The 12530-nt window shown below is 63.7% G+C and carries 12 protein-coding genes; 11 read left to right on the top strand and 1 reads right to left on the bottom strand.

Going from position 1 to position 12530, the window contains the following annotated elements:
- The first annotated feature begins 13 nt into the window (after positions 1-13).
- On the top strand, positions 14-913 hold the full coding sequence (gene iolE, locus AOQ71_RS39450; protein ID WP_057758742.1) for a myo-inosose-2 dehydratase: 900 nt from the start codon (positions 14-16) through the stop codon (positions 911-913).
- Between the two features lie 198 nt (positions 914-1111).
- Here the strand turns inward: iolE and AOQ71_RS39445 are convergent, their stop codons facing one another.
- A complete protein-coding gene (locus AOQ71_RS39445; RefSeq protein ID WP_057758741.1) occupies positions 1112-1870 on the bottom strand; it encodes an SDR family NAD(P)-dependent oxidoreductase in 759 nt (252 codons plus the stop codon).
- 163 nt (positions 1871-2033) lie between these two features.
- Here AOQ71_RS39445 and AOQ71_RS39440 point away from each other — a divergent pair, with 163 nt between their 5' ends.
- The 10 genes from AOQ71_RS39440 (at position 2034) to AOQ71_RS39395 (ending at position 12528) form a co-directional block, all read left to right on the top strand.
- Positions 2034-3299, top strand: a complete 1266-nt coding sequence (locus AOQ71_RS39440; protein WP_057758739.1) for an extracellular solute-binding protein — start codon at positions 2034-2036, stop codon at positions 3297-3299.
- A gap of 2 nt (positions 3300-3301) precedes the next feature.
- Positions 3302-4243, top strand: coding sequence for a carbohydrate ABC transporter permease (locus AOQ71_RS39435; protein WP_057758736.1), 942 nt, complete (start codon positions 3302-3304; stop codon positions 4241-4243).
- On the top strand, positions 4236-5084 hold the full coding sequence (locus AOQ71_RS39430) for a carbohydrate ABC transporter permease (RefSeq protein ID WP_057758734.1): 849 nt from the start codon (positions 4236-4238) through the stop codon (positions 5082-5084). The genes AOQ71_RS39435 and AOQ71_RS39430 overlap by 8 nt, the downstream gene beginning before the upstream one ends.
- A gap of 22 nt (positions 5085-5106) precedes the next feature.
- Positions 5107-6204: a Gfo/Idh/MocA family protein gene (locus tag AOQ71_RS39425; protein WP_057758732.1), complete on the top strand. Its 1098-nt coding sequence runs from the start codon at positions 5107-5109 to the stop codon at positions 6202-6204.
- 10 nt (positions 6205-6214) lie between these two features.
- On the top strand, positions 6215-6859 hold the full coding sequence (locus AOQ71_RS39420; protein WP_057759104.1) for a ThuA domain-containing protein: 645 nt from the start codon (positions 6215-6217) through the stop codon (positions 6857-6859).
- Positions 6856-7905 (top strand): LacI family DNA-binding transcriptional regulator, encoded by a 1050-nt coding sequence (locus AOQ71_RS39415; RefSeq protein WP_057759102.1) that lies wholly within the window; start codon positions 6856-6858, stop codon positions 7903-7905. Before AOQ71_RS39420 ends, AOQ71_RS39415 begins: the two co-directional genes overlap by 4 nt.
- Before the next feature lie 214 nt (positions 7906-8119).
- Positions 8120-9070: a PDR/VanB family oxidoreductase gene (locus AOQ71_RS39410; protein ID WP_057758730.1), complete on the top strand. Its 951-nt coding sequence runs from the start codon at positions 8120-8122 to the stop codon at positions 9068-9070.
- 8 nt (positions 9071-9078) lie between these two features.
- Complete coding sequence (locus tag AOQ71_RS39405) at positions 9079-10431, top strand: aromatic ring-hydroxylating dioxygenase subunit alpha (RefSeq protein ID WP_057758728.1); 1353 nt, start codon at positions 9079-9081, stop codon at positions 10429-10431.
- Positions 10428-10904, top strand: coding sequence for an aromatic-ring-hydroxylating dioxygenase subunit beta (locus AOQ71_RS39400; RefSeq protein WP_057758726.1), 477 nt, complete (start codon positions 10428-10430; stop codon positions 10902-10904). The genes AOQ71_RS39405 and AOQ71_RS39400 overlap by 4 nt, the downstream gene beginning before the upstream one ends.
- Positions 10870-12528, top strand: coding sequence for an ATP-dependent acyl-CoA ligase (locus AOQ71_RS39395; RefSeq protein ID WP_430648679.1), 1659 nt, complete (start codon positions 10870-10872; stop codon positions 12526-12528). Before AOQ71_RS39400 ends, AOQ71_RS39395 begins: the two co-directional genes overlap by 35 nt.
- Positions 12529-12530 lie beyond the last annotated feature (2 nt).

Genomic DNA, 12530 nt, shown 5'->3' with positions numbered 1-12530 from the left:
GAGTGAGGACGACATGCCTATCCGTATCGGCGCCAACCCCATCGGCTGGTCGAACGACGATCTCCAGGAGATCGGCGGCGACACACCGCTCGAGACCTGCCTCGCCGAGGCGCGCGAAGCCGGCTTCGAGGGCATGGAGCTCGGCCACAAATTTCCCCGTGAGCCGCAGGCCCTGAAGGCCGCGCTCGCGCCCTTCGGCATGGCCTGCATCTCCGGCTGGTATTCGGCGGAGCTCTTGAAGCGCGATGCCGACGCGGAGATGCAGCATCTGCGCCCGCATCTCGATCTCCTCAAGGCGATGGGATCATCAGTCCTCGTTTTCGCCGAGACCTCGAATGCGATCCACGGCGATCGCAGCAAGCCGCTGTCGCAGCGGCCGGTCATGAAGGCAGGCGACTGGGCGCAGTTCGGCCGCCGCATCACCGAAGTCGCCGAGCGCACGCTCGCAGAAGGCGTCAGGCTGGTCTACCATCATCACATCGGCACCATCGTCGAAAGCGCTGATGACATCGACGCCTTCATGACGGCGACCGGCGAGGCCGCGCATCTCCTGCTCGACACCGGCCACGCCACCTGGGGCGGTGTCGATCCGGCCGCGCTGGCGCGAAAATATCGCGCCCGCATCAGCCACGTCCACGCCAAGGATGTGCGCCGGGCGGTGATGGAGCAGGCGCGCCGCGAGGACTGGAGCTTCCTCGACGCGGTGCTGGGGCAGGGCAGCGCGCTCGGTGTCTACACCGTGCCCGGCGACGGCATGGTCGATTACCCCGCCGTCTTCCGCGAACTGCCGGGCTATTCCGGCTGGATCGTCGTCGAGGCTGAGCAGGACCCGCAGAAGGCACACCCGCTGACCTATGCCAAGAAGGGTGTTGCCCATCTGAAGCAGAGCCTGAAGGCGGCTGGGCTGGCCTGATTGCAGATCTCTGACGTTCTGAAAGCGCACCCCGTCCTGCGAAAGCTGCACAATGAGAGGCCGCGATGCTGCCTCATGCTCCGTCATTGCGAGCGCAGCGAAGCAATCCAAAGTCGTTCCGCGGAGCGATTCTGGATTGCTTCGCCGCGCTCGCAACGACGTCCGAGAGAGAGGTGCTCGCCTTCAGCGGCAAGCGCCTCAGACCCAGCCGCCGTCGACGATGTAGTGCTGGGCGGTGCAGGCAGAGGCTTCGTCTGAGGCGAGGAAGAGGGTGAATTTCGCGACTTCATCAGGCACGAGCCGGCGCTTCAGGCACTGGCGCTGCTGCAGTTCGGCTTCGCCTGCGGGCGTCATCCATTTCTCGAGCTGGCGCTCCGTCATGATCCATCCCGGTGCAATCGCGTTGACGCGGATGTTGAAGGGACCGTAGTCACGCGCCAGCGAGCGCGTGAGCCCGATCACGCCTGATTTGCTGGCGGTGTAGGCGGCCATGCCGCCCTGTCCGGCGATCCACGACACCGAGCCGAAATTGATGATGGCGCCCGACTTGGCCGCCTTCATGTCCGGCAACACGGCCTGTGACGCAAAGAACTGGTGCTTCAGGTTCACCGCGATGCGGTCATCCCAATATTCCGGCGTCATCTCCTCGGTCTTGTGCCGCTCGTCATGCGCGGCGTTGTTGATCAGGATGTTGACCGGCCCGTGTGCCTTGCGGGCCTCTTCGACGCCGTCGCGCAGGGCCGGGATGTCGGTCAGGTCGACGCGCTGGAAATGCGCGGCCAGCCCTTGATCCGACAGCTCGCGGGCCAGGCGCTGACCTTCGTCGACCTTGATGTCGAAGAACACGACCCTGGATTTCTGCTCCGCGAAGCGCCGCACGATCGCGGCACCAATTCCCGCTGCACCTCCGGTGATGAGCACAACCTTGCCGGCGAGGTCGGAATAGATGGCAGCCATGGGGAACCTTTCAGCTTGTTATGGGCGGCGAAGCCCGCCCTGATTCTTTCGCAGGAACTTAGCCGTTCCTCTTGTGAGGTCCATATGTCAGAATTTTAGTTGCGTACCTCAAAAACCGAAGGCAGGATTGCGTCCAAAGAATAAAAGCCGTTGGGAGGTTGTGATGAGATTGCTCGGGAAGCTGGGACTCGCCGTTGCCGCATGCCTGCTTGGCGCAAATGTCGCGGCAGCCGACACCACCGTGAAATGGCTCCACATCGAGGTCAATCCCGCCCAGGTGAAGATCTGGGAGGAGGTCGCACGCAGCTATGAGGCCTCGCACCCCGGTGTGAAGGTCGAGATGCAGTTCCTCGAGAACGAGGCCTACAAGGCCAAGCTGCCGACCATCCTGCAATCGAAGGACCGGCCGCACATCATCTATAGCTGGGCCGGCGGCGTCTTGAAGACGCAGGTCGATGCGGGCGTGCTGGAAGACATCACCGATTCCGTGAAGAGCGACGGCTACAGCGACACGATCGCACCGGCGGCGCTCGCCGCCTTCACCCAGAACGGCCGCGTCTTCGGACTTCCGATTTCGCTCTCGCAGGTCGGCTTCCTCTACAACAAGGATTTGATGGCCAAGGGTAATGTCGATCCAAGCAAGATCAAGACATGGGACGATCTGCTCGGCGCGGTGAAAACGCTGAAGGCCGCGGGTGTTACGCCGATCGTGGTTGGCGGTGCCGACAAATGGCCGCTGCATTTCTACTGGACGCATCTCGCTGTGCGCATCGGCGGCAAGCCGGCCTTCGATGCAGCGCTGAAGGGCGAGAATGGCGGCTTCGCCGGCGAGACCTTCCAGAAATCCGGCGAGCTGTTCAAGCAGCTGGTCGATCTGCAGCCGTTCCAGAACGGCTTCCTCGGCTTCAAGAACCCGCAGGCCGTCGGCTATTTCGGTGACGGAAAGGCCGCGATGATCCTGGCCATCTCCTCCTTCTATCACACCCAGCGCGCGCTTGCCGCCGACAAGGTCGGTCTCAGCGACGACAAGCTTGGCTGGTTCGATTTTCCGGTCGTACCCGGCGGCAAGGGTGAGCCGTCAGACACGCTCGGCGGCATCACCGGCTGGCTGATCACCAAGGGCGCGCCCAAGGAAGCCACCGACTTCCTCAAGTTCTTTATCTCCAAGGACGTGCAGGCGCGGCTTGCCGCCGGCAACTTCATCGTTCCCGTCGTCAAGGGCGGCGAGGCGGGCCTCAAGAGCGACTTCATGAAGCAGATCGCGGCCAATCTGGCGAGGTCGCAGTATCACCAGAACTTCTATGACCAGAGCCTCGGCCCGTCGGTCGGGCGCGTCGTCAACGACGTCACGGCGGAGATCGCAGGTGGCAGCATGAGCCCGCAGGACGCTGCGAAGGCAATCGAAGCGGCGTACAAGCAAGGTAACTGACTGTGGCGCGACGGATCGCGATCACCTCGCCGATCAGCGTTGCCGGTGAGGCGGCCCCTCAGGTTGCGGTACGTGGCCCGGGCTGGGACGGCCGCTTCACCGTCCTGATCCTGTTTCTGCCGCCGGCGCTGCTGCTGTTCACGCTGTTCGTGGTGCTGCCGATCGGCGAGGCGGCGTGGTACTCGGGCTTCAACTGGAATGGTTTCGGCAGGCCGACCAACTGGATCGGCTTCGACAATTATCGTTTCGTGCTGGAAACCCGCGCGTTCTGGCTCGCGCTGCGCAACAACGGGCTCATCATCGCGGTCTCGCTCGCGATCCAGCTGCCGCTCGCCCTGACACTGGCCCTGATGCTGGCCGAGAAGTTTCGCGGGGCGGTGGCGCTGCGCATGCTGTTCTTCATGCCCTACATCCTGGCGGAGATCGCGACCGGCTTGATCTTCAGTTTCGTCTATGACGGTGACTACGGTCTCGTCGCATCGATCTGGCGCAGCTTCGGCGCCGAGCCGCCGTACCTCCTGGCCTCGACCGATACGGCGATGCTGGCGGTGCTGATCGTCATCGTGTGGAAGTATTTCGGTTTTCATATGATGCTGTTCATTGCGGCGCTGCAGAGCCTCGACAAGAGTCTGGTCGAGGCGGCGCGGATCGACGGCGCAACGCGATCGCAGGCGCTGCGCCATGTCGTGATCCCCTTGCTCTACCCGACCATACGCCTCTCGGTGTTCTTCGCCATCGTCGGCTCGCTGCAACTGTTCGATCTCGTCATGCCGCTGACGCGCGGGGGACCTGCGGATTCCTCCAACACCATGGTGAGTTTCCTTTACAACAACGGCATCTCGCGCATGCGGGTCGGCTATGGCAGCGCCATCGGCGTCATCCTGTTCGCGATCTGCGTGACCTTTGCCTTCACCTACAAGCGATGGTTCATGCGCGATGAATAATGCCGAGACCGCCCGCGCGCCGTTCGACCCCGCAATGCTGTTCAAGGCGGCATTTCTCGGCATCGTTGCCATCTTCGTGCTGGTGCCGCTGCTCGCAACCGTGCTCGGCGGCTTCAAATCGCTCGGCGAATTGCGCATCAATCCGTTCGGCCTGCCACAGCATTGGGAGTGGCAGAACTATGCGGATATCCTGTTCTCTGCCCGCTACTGGCAGCTCCTGCGCAATTCGCTGATCATCTCGACCCTCACCGTGACATTGACCCTGATCGTCGCCTCGATGGCGGCTTTCACCTTTGCCCATGTCAGGTTCTTCGGCTCGTCGATGCTGCTGAGCTATTTGACGCTCGGCCTGTTGTTTCCGGCGGCGACCGCGGTGCTGCCGCTGTTCATCAAGGTGCGCGATCTCGGCCTGCTCGATACCTATTTCGGCGTGGCGCTGCCGCAAGTGGCCTTCAGCCTCGCCATGAGCGTGCTGCTGCTGCGCCGCTTCTTCAAGGACATTCCCTATGAGCTGCTGGAGGCCGCGCTGGTCGACGGCTGCAGCTACGTCAAGTTCTTTCGTTATGTGACGCTGCCGTTGTCGCGGCCGATCCTGGCCACTGTCGGCACCATCACCTTCGTCAACAGCTGGAACGCCTATCTGCTGCCGCTGGTGATGCTCAACACCGATGCGCTCTATCCCTGGCCGCTCGGCATCATGGTTTACCAGGGCGAATATTCGTCCGAGTGGCACCTGATCCTCGCCTTCATCACGCTCACCATCCTGCCGACGATCATTCTGTTCCTGCTGGCGCAAAAGCACATCGTTGCCGGCCTCACGGCGGGCGCGGTCAAGGGATAAGCAAGACTTCACGGAGACAACAATGAGAAAAGTCGGCGTCGGAATCATCGGCTGCGGTGTCATCAGCACTGCTTACCTCAAGGCAGCGCAGCGCTTTCCAGTCATGGAGGTGAGGGCACTCGCCGACATGCGCAGCGATGTCGCCGAGCGCCAGGGCGCCGCCTTCAACTTGCCGGCGATGCGGGTCGACCAGCTGCTCAAGCGCGACGACGTCGAGATCGTCGTCAATCTCACCGTCCCGCTCGCCCACACCGATGTCAGCCTCGCGGTGCTGAACGCGGGCAAGCACGTCCATTCCGAGAAGCCGCTCGGCATCAACGTTGCGGAAGCCCGCAAGGTGATGGATCTCGCCGCGCAGAAGAACCTTCGTGTCGGCTGCGCACCCGACACGTTCCTCGGCGGCGGGCACCAGACCGCGCGCAAGCTGATCGATGACGGCGCGATCGGCACGCCTGTGGCGGGCAGCGCCTTCTTCGGCTGCCCCGGCCATGAGCGCTGGCATCCGGCTCCGGGATTTTACTATTTGCGGGGCGGCGGGCCGATGTTGGACATGGGCCCGTATTACATCACCGATCTCGTGCAACTGCTGGGGCCCGTTGCCAGTGTGATGGGCTCGACCGCGCGCTCGAGATCCGAGCGCCTCGTCACCAGCCAGCCGATGAACGGCAGCTTCATCCCGGTCGAGGTGGCGACCCACGTCGCGGGCACACTCGAATTCGAAAGCGGGGCCGTCGTCTCGATCACGATGAGCTTCGATGTGCCTAAGCACCGCCACGCGCCGATCGAGATCTATGGCGACAAGGGCAGCATGCTGGTGCCGGACCCGAACCGCTTCGGCGGCGAAGTGCAGGTCGCCAAGACCGGCGGCGAATTCGAGACGATGCCGCTGACGCATGGTCATGTCGAAGGCGAGTTCCGCTCGATCGGCGTCGCCGACATGGCGTCCGCGATCCTGAACAACCGGCCGCACCGCGCCAGCGGCGCGCTCGCCTTCCATGTGCTGGAAGTGATGGAGGCGTTCCAGACCTCGGCGGACGAAGGGCGGCGCGTCAAGATCGAAAACCGCGTCGAGCGGCCGGCGATGCTGCCGGCCGGATGTGAAACCGGACAGATCGACTGAGGACATGAGCATGCGCAAGGCATTGATTGTATGGGGCGGCTGGCCGGGACACGATCCCGATCTCTGTGCCTCGATGATCCGCGGCTGGTTGAAGGCGGAAGGCTTCGAAGTCCGGATCGAGACCACGACCGAGGCGTTCGGCGATCCCAAGATCCACGATCTCTCGCTGATCATCCCGATCTACACCATGTCGAAGATCGAGAAGGCGGACGCGCTCAATCTCTGCGCGGCCGTGCGCAGCGGCGTCGGGCTCGCCGGTCATCATGGCGGTATGTGCGATGCCTTCCGCGATTCTGTGGACTACCAGTTCATGTGCGGCGGGCAATGGGTCGCGCATCCCGGCAACATCATCGACTACAAGGTCGACGTGACCAAGCCCGACGATCCCATCATGAAGGGCCTGAAGAGTTTTGAGCATCGTTCCGAGCAGTATTACATGCATGTCGATCCCGCTATCGAGGTGCTGGCGACGACGACCTTTACCGGCGAGCACGCGCCCTGGATCGACGGCGTGGTGATGCCGGTGGTGTGGAAGAAGCAATATGGCGCGGGCAGGGTGTTCTATTCCTCGCTCGGTCATCGCGCCTATGAGCTCGACGTACCGGAGATCCGGACATTGATGACCCGCGGCATGCTGTGGGCGGCGCGCGAATGACTGAGAGCGCGACCCAGCCCATGGTTCGCGCCACGCTCGAGGATGTTGCGCGCGCGGCGGGGGTTTCGCTCGCCACCGTCGATCGCGTCGTCAACCGGCGCGAGGGCGTGCGCGCCAAGACTGTCGCGCGTGTCGAGGCAGCGGTGGCAAAGCTCGGCTATCGTGCCGACGTCGCCGCTGCGCGTCTCGCCCGCGGGCAGTCGTTTCGTTTCGCCTTCGTGCTGCCGACCGGCAGCAACAGCTTCATGACCAATCTGTCCGAGCAGGTCCAGCGTACCGCCGGCTGGCTCGCGGGCCAGCGCGGCTTCATCGACATCCGCCACGTCGACGTGTTCGATCCGGAAGTTCTCGCCGGCGCGCTGGAAGATTTGTCGCCGGTCTATCAGGGGGTCGCCGTGGTTGCGCTCGACCATCCGAAGGTCCGCGACGCGATCGACGGGCTCACCGCGCGCGGGGTCGTCGTGGTGACCCTTGTGTCGGACGCGCCGAGCTCGCGCCGTCTGCACTATGTCGGTATCGACAATCCGGCCGCGGGACGGACCGCGGCAACGCTGATGGGGCGCTTTCTCGCCGCTCGCGACGGCAAGGTTGCGGTCATCGCGGGATCGTTGTCGCTGCGCGATCACAGCGAGCGACAGTTCGGCTTCCACCAGATCTTGTCCAGCGAGTATCCGAATCTGGCGACATTGCCTGTCATCGAGGGCCGCGACGACAGCGAGCGGACGCGGGAGCTGACCACCGCGCTGCTCAAACGCCATGCGGACCTGCGCGGCATCTATTGCTGCGGCGCCGGCAATCGCGGCATTGCCGAGGCACTCGAGGCCTCCGGCCGCGCGCGCGACGTGGTCTGGATCACCCATGAGCTGACCCAGCATACGCGGCGCTTCCTGGTGCGCGGCACGCTCGATGCGATCATCAACCAGGATCCCGGCCACGAGGCGCGCTCCGCCGCACGGGTGCTGCTGGCGCATTGCATGGAAGAGCCAATCAGCCCCGATCAGGAGCGCATCCGCATCGACATCTTCCTGCGCGACAATCTGCCGTAACGGCCTGATGATGTCGGCGGAGCGCTCGGGACGATGCTTCGCATCGTCCGGGGCGATTCAGGCCGGCACGCCCGCAACACACCAAGAGCTACATCTTCCCAAATAGTTAGAGGCGCGATGTGCGCCCCGCCGGGCCTGGCCCGCGCGGACGATTGACAGGCAATTATTACATGTCTAAAAATATGCAAATTCATATAATTCACGGGCCGCCTGAATGGACGCGCATCCGCTCAAGCTCAAGGTCAGGTCGTATGCCGCGGAGACGCCGTTCATACGGAGCCTTGTGTTTGGCGTGGAGGACGGGGCCGTGCCGCGCTGGCAGGCCGGCGCGCATCTCCGCGTGGCGCTCCCCGATGGAAGGGACCGGCCGTATTCGCTGATGGCGTTGCCGGGCCTGCCCGGGGATGCGCTGGCGCTCGGTGTCCTGCGCGAAGAGGCCTCGAGCGGCGGCTCGCAATTCATGCATGCGCTGAAGGTCGGCGATGTCGTGAAGGCGAGCGCGCCGGTCAACAATTTTCGCCTGCACGAGGGCAGCGCGCCGGCGCTGCTGTTTGCCGGCGGCATCGGCATCACGCCTGTACTGTCGATGGCGGCGGAGCTGGCGGCGCGAGGAAGTCCGTATCGCCTGCATTATGCCGGCCGCAAGCAAGGACTGCTGGCGTTCCTGCCGCAATTGCAGGAGATCTGCGCCAGGAATCTGTCCGTTCACTACGACAGCGATGAGACCCGCCTCGACATTGCAGCAGCGCTCGGCGCTTCAGGTGCAAACGCGCACATCTATGTCTGCGGTCCCTCAGGCATGATCGAGGCGGTCAAGGCCGGCGCGCTCGCCGCCGGCGTATCAGCCGACCGCATCCATTACGAGCTGTTCAAAGCCGAGCAGCTGTCCTCGCCGGACCGCCCGTTCGAGGTCGAGATCAAATCGACCGGGCAGGTCGTCGGCGTCGCGGTGGGGCAGAGCATCATCCAGGCGCTGGAGGCGGCCGGGTTAGAGGTTCTCTACGACTGCCAGCGCGGCGATTGCGGCATCTGCCAATGCGGCGTGATCGATGGCGTGCCCGATCACCGCGACGTCATTCTCAGCGACGAGGAGAGGGCGTCCAACAAGGTCATGCAGATCTGTGTGTCGCGCGCCAAGTCCGAACGTCTGGTGCTGGATTTGTGAGGGGAGCCATGACGAAATACGGAAGGAATGCCCAAGCGATTGCCGCGCTGGTGCGCGAGGCCGAGGTGCACCGCGACGTCTATGTCGACCCTGAAATCTTCGAGCTCGAGATGGAGCACCTGTTTCCGAACAGCTGGATCTATGTCGGCCATGCCAGCCAGCTGGCCAAATCCGGCGATTTCATCACTGCCACCATCGGCCGGCAGCCGGTCATGGCCAGCCGCCACAGCGACGGCTCCATCCACGTCTTCTACAATCGCTGTCCCCACAAAGGCGTGAAGATCGCCTCTGAGCCCTGCGGCAACACCGGAAAATTCTTTCGCTGTCCCTATCATGCCTGGTCCTTCAAGACCGATGGCTCGCTGCTCGCGATTCCCTTGAAGAAGGGCTACGAGGGCACCGGCTTCGGCGACACCCAGGCCAATGCGGGGCTGTCGAAGGTCAAAAACGTCGTCATCTACCGCGATTTCATCTTTGCCCGCCTCAGCGATAATGGCGTGTCGTTCGAGGATTATTTCGGCGAGAGCCTCTCGACCATCGACAACATGGTCGACCGCTCGCCGGAGGGAAAGCTCGCAGTCCAGGCGACGCCGATCCGCTACATGCACAGCTGCAACTGGAAGATGCTGGTCGAGAACCAGACCGACACCTGCCATCCCATGGTGGCGCATGAGAGCTCGGCCGGCACCGCGGTCAAGGTCTGGAAGCGCGAGCAGGGGGATGCCACGGAGACGCCGATGGCGGTGCAGCTCTACGGGCCCTTCATGAGCCCGTACGAGTTCTACGAGCAGAGCGGCATCAGGATCTGGCCGAACGGCCACGGTCACACCGGCGTCGCCAACTCCATCCATTCGAACTATCAGGATGTCCCCGGCTATCTCGACCAGATGGTTGCGGCCTATGGCGAGCAGCGGGCGCACGAGATCCTCGGCGAGGTCAGACACAACACCGTCTATTTCCCGAACATCATGGTCAAGGGCGCGGTGCAGATCCTGCGCAACTTCATCCCCATAGCGGTCGACAAGACGCTGGTCGAGAGCTGGGTCTATCGCCTGGTCGGCGCGCCCGACAAGCTCTACGAGCGGGCCCTGATGTACAACCGCTTCATCAACGCGCCCACTTCGATCGTCGGCCACGACGATCTCGAAATGTACGAGCGGGCGCAGGAAGGGCTGAAGTCGAACGGCAATCAATGGGTCAATCTGCGGCGGCTCTACGACGATCATGAGGAGCCTGATGTCACGGCCGTCATCAACGGCACGTCGGAGCGGCAGATGCGAAACCAGTTCCATGCCTGGGCGAAATTCATGACCATGGACATGGACAAGGACATGGACAAGCGCATCGAGGCCGCGGAATGATCAGCGAGAAGGATATCACTGACTTCATCTACCGCGAGGCCGAGCTGCTCGACACCATGCAGTGGCAGGCCTGGCTCGAACTGTTTCATCCCGAGGGGCGCTACTGGATGCCGCTGGAATGGCAGCAGCAGGATCCGGTGCTGCAGCCGTCATTGATGTACGAGGACCTGCTGCTGCTGAAGGTTCGCGTCGAGCGGCTGGCCGGCGAGCGCACCTTCAGCCAGAAGCCGAAGAGCCGCTGTCATCATCTGCTCCAGGCGCCCAGCATCGTGGCGTGCGATCCTGGAGCCGGCGTGTTCAAGGCGCGGACGTCCTACATCTACACCGAGACCCGCGGTGATACGCTGGAGCGTTATTCGGGATGGGCCTCGCACGATCTCGTAGAGGTCGGCGATGCCCTGAAGATCAAGCTCAAGCGGATCGATCTCGTCAATTTCGATGCGCCGTTCGGCAATATCCAGCTTTTCATGTGAGACTGCTTTGACCCCTGCGACCACAGTCTATGACCGCTTTCGCGAGACCGCGCTGCGCCGGGGTGAGGCGGGCTTCCTCAACGTGCTGCCGGAGACCGCCGAGATCTACGGCATCGCCGCGGGCGAGATCTCCTACCGCGCCATGCTCGACCGGGTCGAACGCCGGCGCGCGGCCTTTGCAGAGCGCGGTTACGGCGAAGGTCACCGGGTCGGGCTGCTGCTGCAGAACCGGCCCGTCTTCATCGAGCTGTGGTTCGCGCTCAATGCGCTCGGTGTCTCCGTGGTGCCGATCAATCCGGACCTGCGCCTCAGTGAGCTCGAATACATCATCGCGCATTCCGAGATGAACGCGGCCTTCGTCCTCTCCGAGCGACGCGAAGAGGTCGGGGCGGCGGCACGCCAGGCCGGCCGGCCAATTCCTGTCGTGACCGATCAGGACGACGTTCCCGCGCCCTTCGGCGGCGCGCGGCCAGCCAGCGCGGGCGACGGCTCGAGCGAATGTGCGCTGCTCTATACATCAGGCACGACGGGGCAGCCCAAGGGCTGCGTGCTCGCCAACACCTATTTCCTGCACTCCGGCAACTGGTATCGCGACGTCGGCGGGCTGATCGACATCAGGGACGATGGCGAGCGCATGATCACGCCGCTGCCGCTGTTCCACATGAATGCGATGGCGGTGTCGCTGATGGCGATGCTCTCGGTCGGCGGCTGCCTGACCATGCTCGATCGCTTTCATCCGCGTTCCTGGTGGGCCGCGGTGCGCGACAGCCGCGCCACCTGCCTGCATTATCTCGGCGTCATGCCCTCGATGCTGATGAGCGCACCGCCATCGGACCAGGACCGGGCGCATAGCGTGCGCTTCGGCTTTGGCGCCGGCGTCGACAAGCTGCTGCATGCACCGTTCGAGCAACGCTTCGGCTTTCCGCTGCTGGAGGCCTGGGCGATGACCGAGACCGGCAGCGGCGGCGTCATCGCCGCCAATGTCGAGCCGCGCAAGATTGGCACCAGCTGCTTTGGTCGTCCGGCCGCCGAGGTGGAGGTTCGGATCGTAGATGATGCCGGCAACGATGCTCCCAACGACGTCCCCGGCGAGCTCCTGGTGCGGCGGGCCGGCGCCGATCCACGTTACGGCTTCTTCCGCGAATATCTGAAGAATCCGGAAGCCACTGCTGAGGCATGGGCCGGCGGCTGGCTGCACACCGGAGATATCGTGTCGCGCGATGCGGACGGTGACCTGCACTTCGTCGATCGCAAGAAGAACGTGATCCGCCGCTCCGGCGAGAACATCGCCGCGGTCGAGGTCGAATCCGTGCTCAACCGCCATCCCGCGATCCGGCAGGCCGCCGTTGCGGCGGCGCCCGATCAGGTGCGCGGCGACGAGGTCGCGGCGGTGATCATCGCGGAACACAGCGGCGCCGACCGTGCGCTCGCCGAACAGATCGTGCGCTGGAGCCTGGAGCAGATGGCCTATTACAAGGCGCCGGGCTGGATCGCTTTCGTCGATAGCCTGCCGCTGACGGCAACCGAGAAAATCCAGCGCGGCGGCCTGAAGGATTTTGTCACGAAGCTGATGCGTGAGGGCGCGTTCTTCGACCTTCGCGACCTCAAGAAGCGGCAGATCTGATC

It is taken from the genome of Bradyrhizobium manausense (assembly GCF_001440035.1).
Classification (GTDB): Bacteria; Pseudomonadota; Alphaproteobacteria; order Rhizobiales; family Xanthobacteraceae; genus Bradyrhizobium; species Bradyrhizobium manausense.
Note: the sequence above shows the minus strand (reverse complement) of the source record. Positions and strands in the feature narration are given on the sequence as shown.

What these genes read in the sequence shown, in the direction of transcription:
- iolE (WP_057758742.1), top strand. Translation starts at nt 14, where the DNA reads ATGCCTATCCGTATCGGCGCCAACCCCATCGGCTGGTCGAACGACGAT.
- AOQ71_RS39445 (WP_057758741.1), bottom strand. Translation starts at nt 1,870, where the DNA reads ATGGCTGCCATCTATTCCGACCTCGCCGGCAAGGTTGTGCTCATCACC.
- AOQ71_RS39440 (WP_057758739.1), top strand. Translation starts at nt 2,034, where the DNA reads ATGAGATTGCTCGGGAAGCTGGGACTCGCCGTTGCCGCATGCCTGCTT.
- AOQ71_RS39430 (WP_057758734.1), top strand. Translation starts at nt 4,236, where the DNA reads ATGAATAATGCCGAGACCGCCCGCGCGCCGTTCGACCCCGCAATGCTG.
- AOQ71_RS39425 (WP_057758732.1), top strand. Translation starts at nt 5,107, where the DNA reads ATGAGAAAAGTCGGCGTCGGAATCATCGGCTGCGGTGTCATCAGCACT.
- AOQ71_RS39420 (WP_057759104.1), top strand. Translation starts at nt 6,215, where the DNA reads ATGCGCAAGGCATTGATTGTATGGGGCGGCTGGCCGGGACACGATCCC.
- AOQ71_RS39415 (WP_057759102.1), top strand. Translation starts at nt 6,856, where the DNA reads ATGACTGAGAGCGCGACCCAGCCCATGGTTCGCGCCACGCTCGAGGAT.
- AOQ71_RS39410 (WP_057758730.1), top strand. Translation starts at nt 8,120, where the DNA reads ATGGACGCGCATCCGCTCAAGCTCAAGGTCAGGTCGTATGCCGCGGAG.
- AOQ71_RS39405 (WP_057758728.1), top strand. Translation starts at nt 9,079, where the DNA reads ATGACGAAATACGGAAGGAATGCCCAAGCGATTGCCGCGCTGGTGCGC.
- AOQ71_RS39400 (WP_057758726.1), top strand. Translation starts at nt 10,428, where the DNA reads ATGATCAGCGAGAAGGATATCACTGACTTCATCTACCGCGAGGCCGAG.
- AOQ71_RS39395 (WP_430648679.1), top strand. Translation starts at nt 10,870, where the DNA reads ATGCGCCGTTCGGCAATATCCAGCTTTTCATGTGAGACTGCTTTGACC.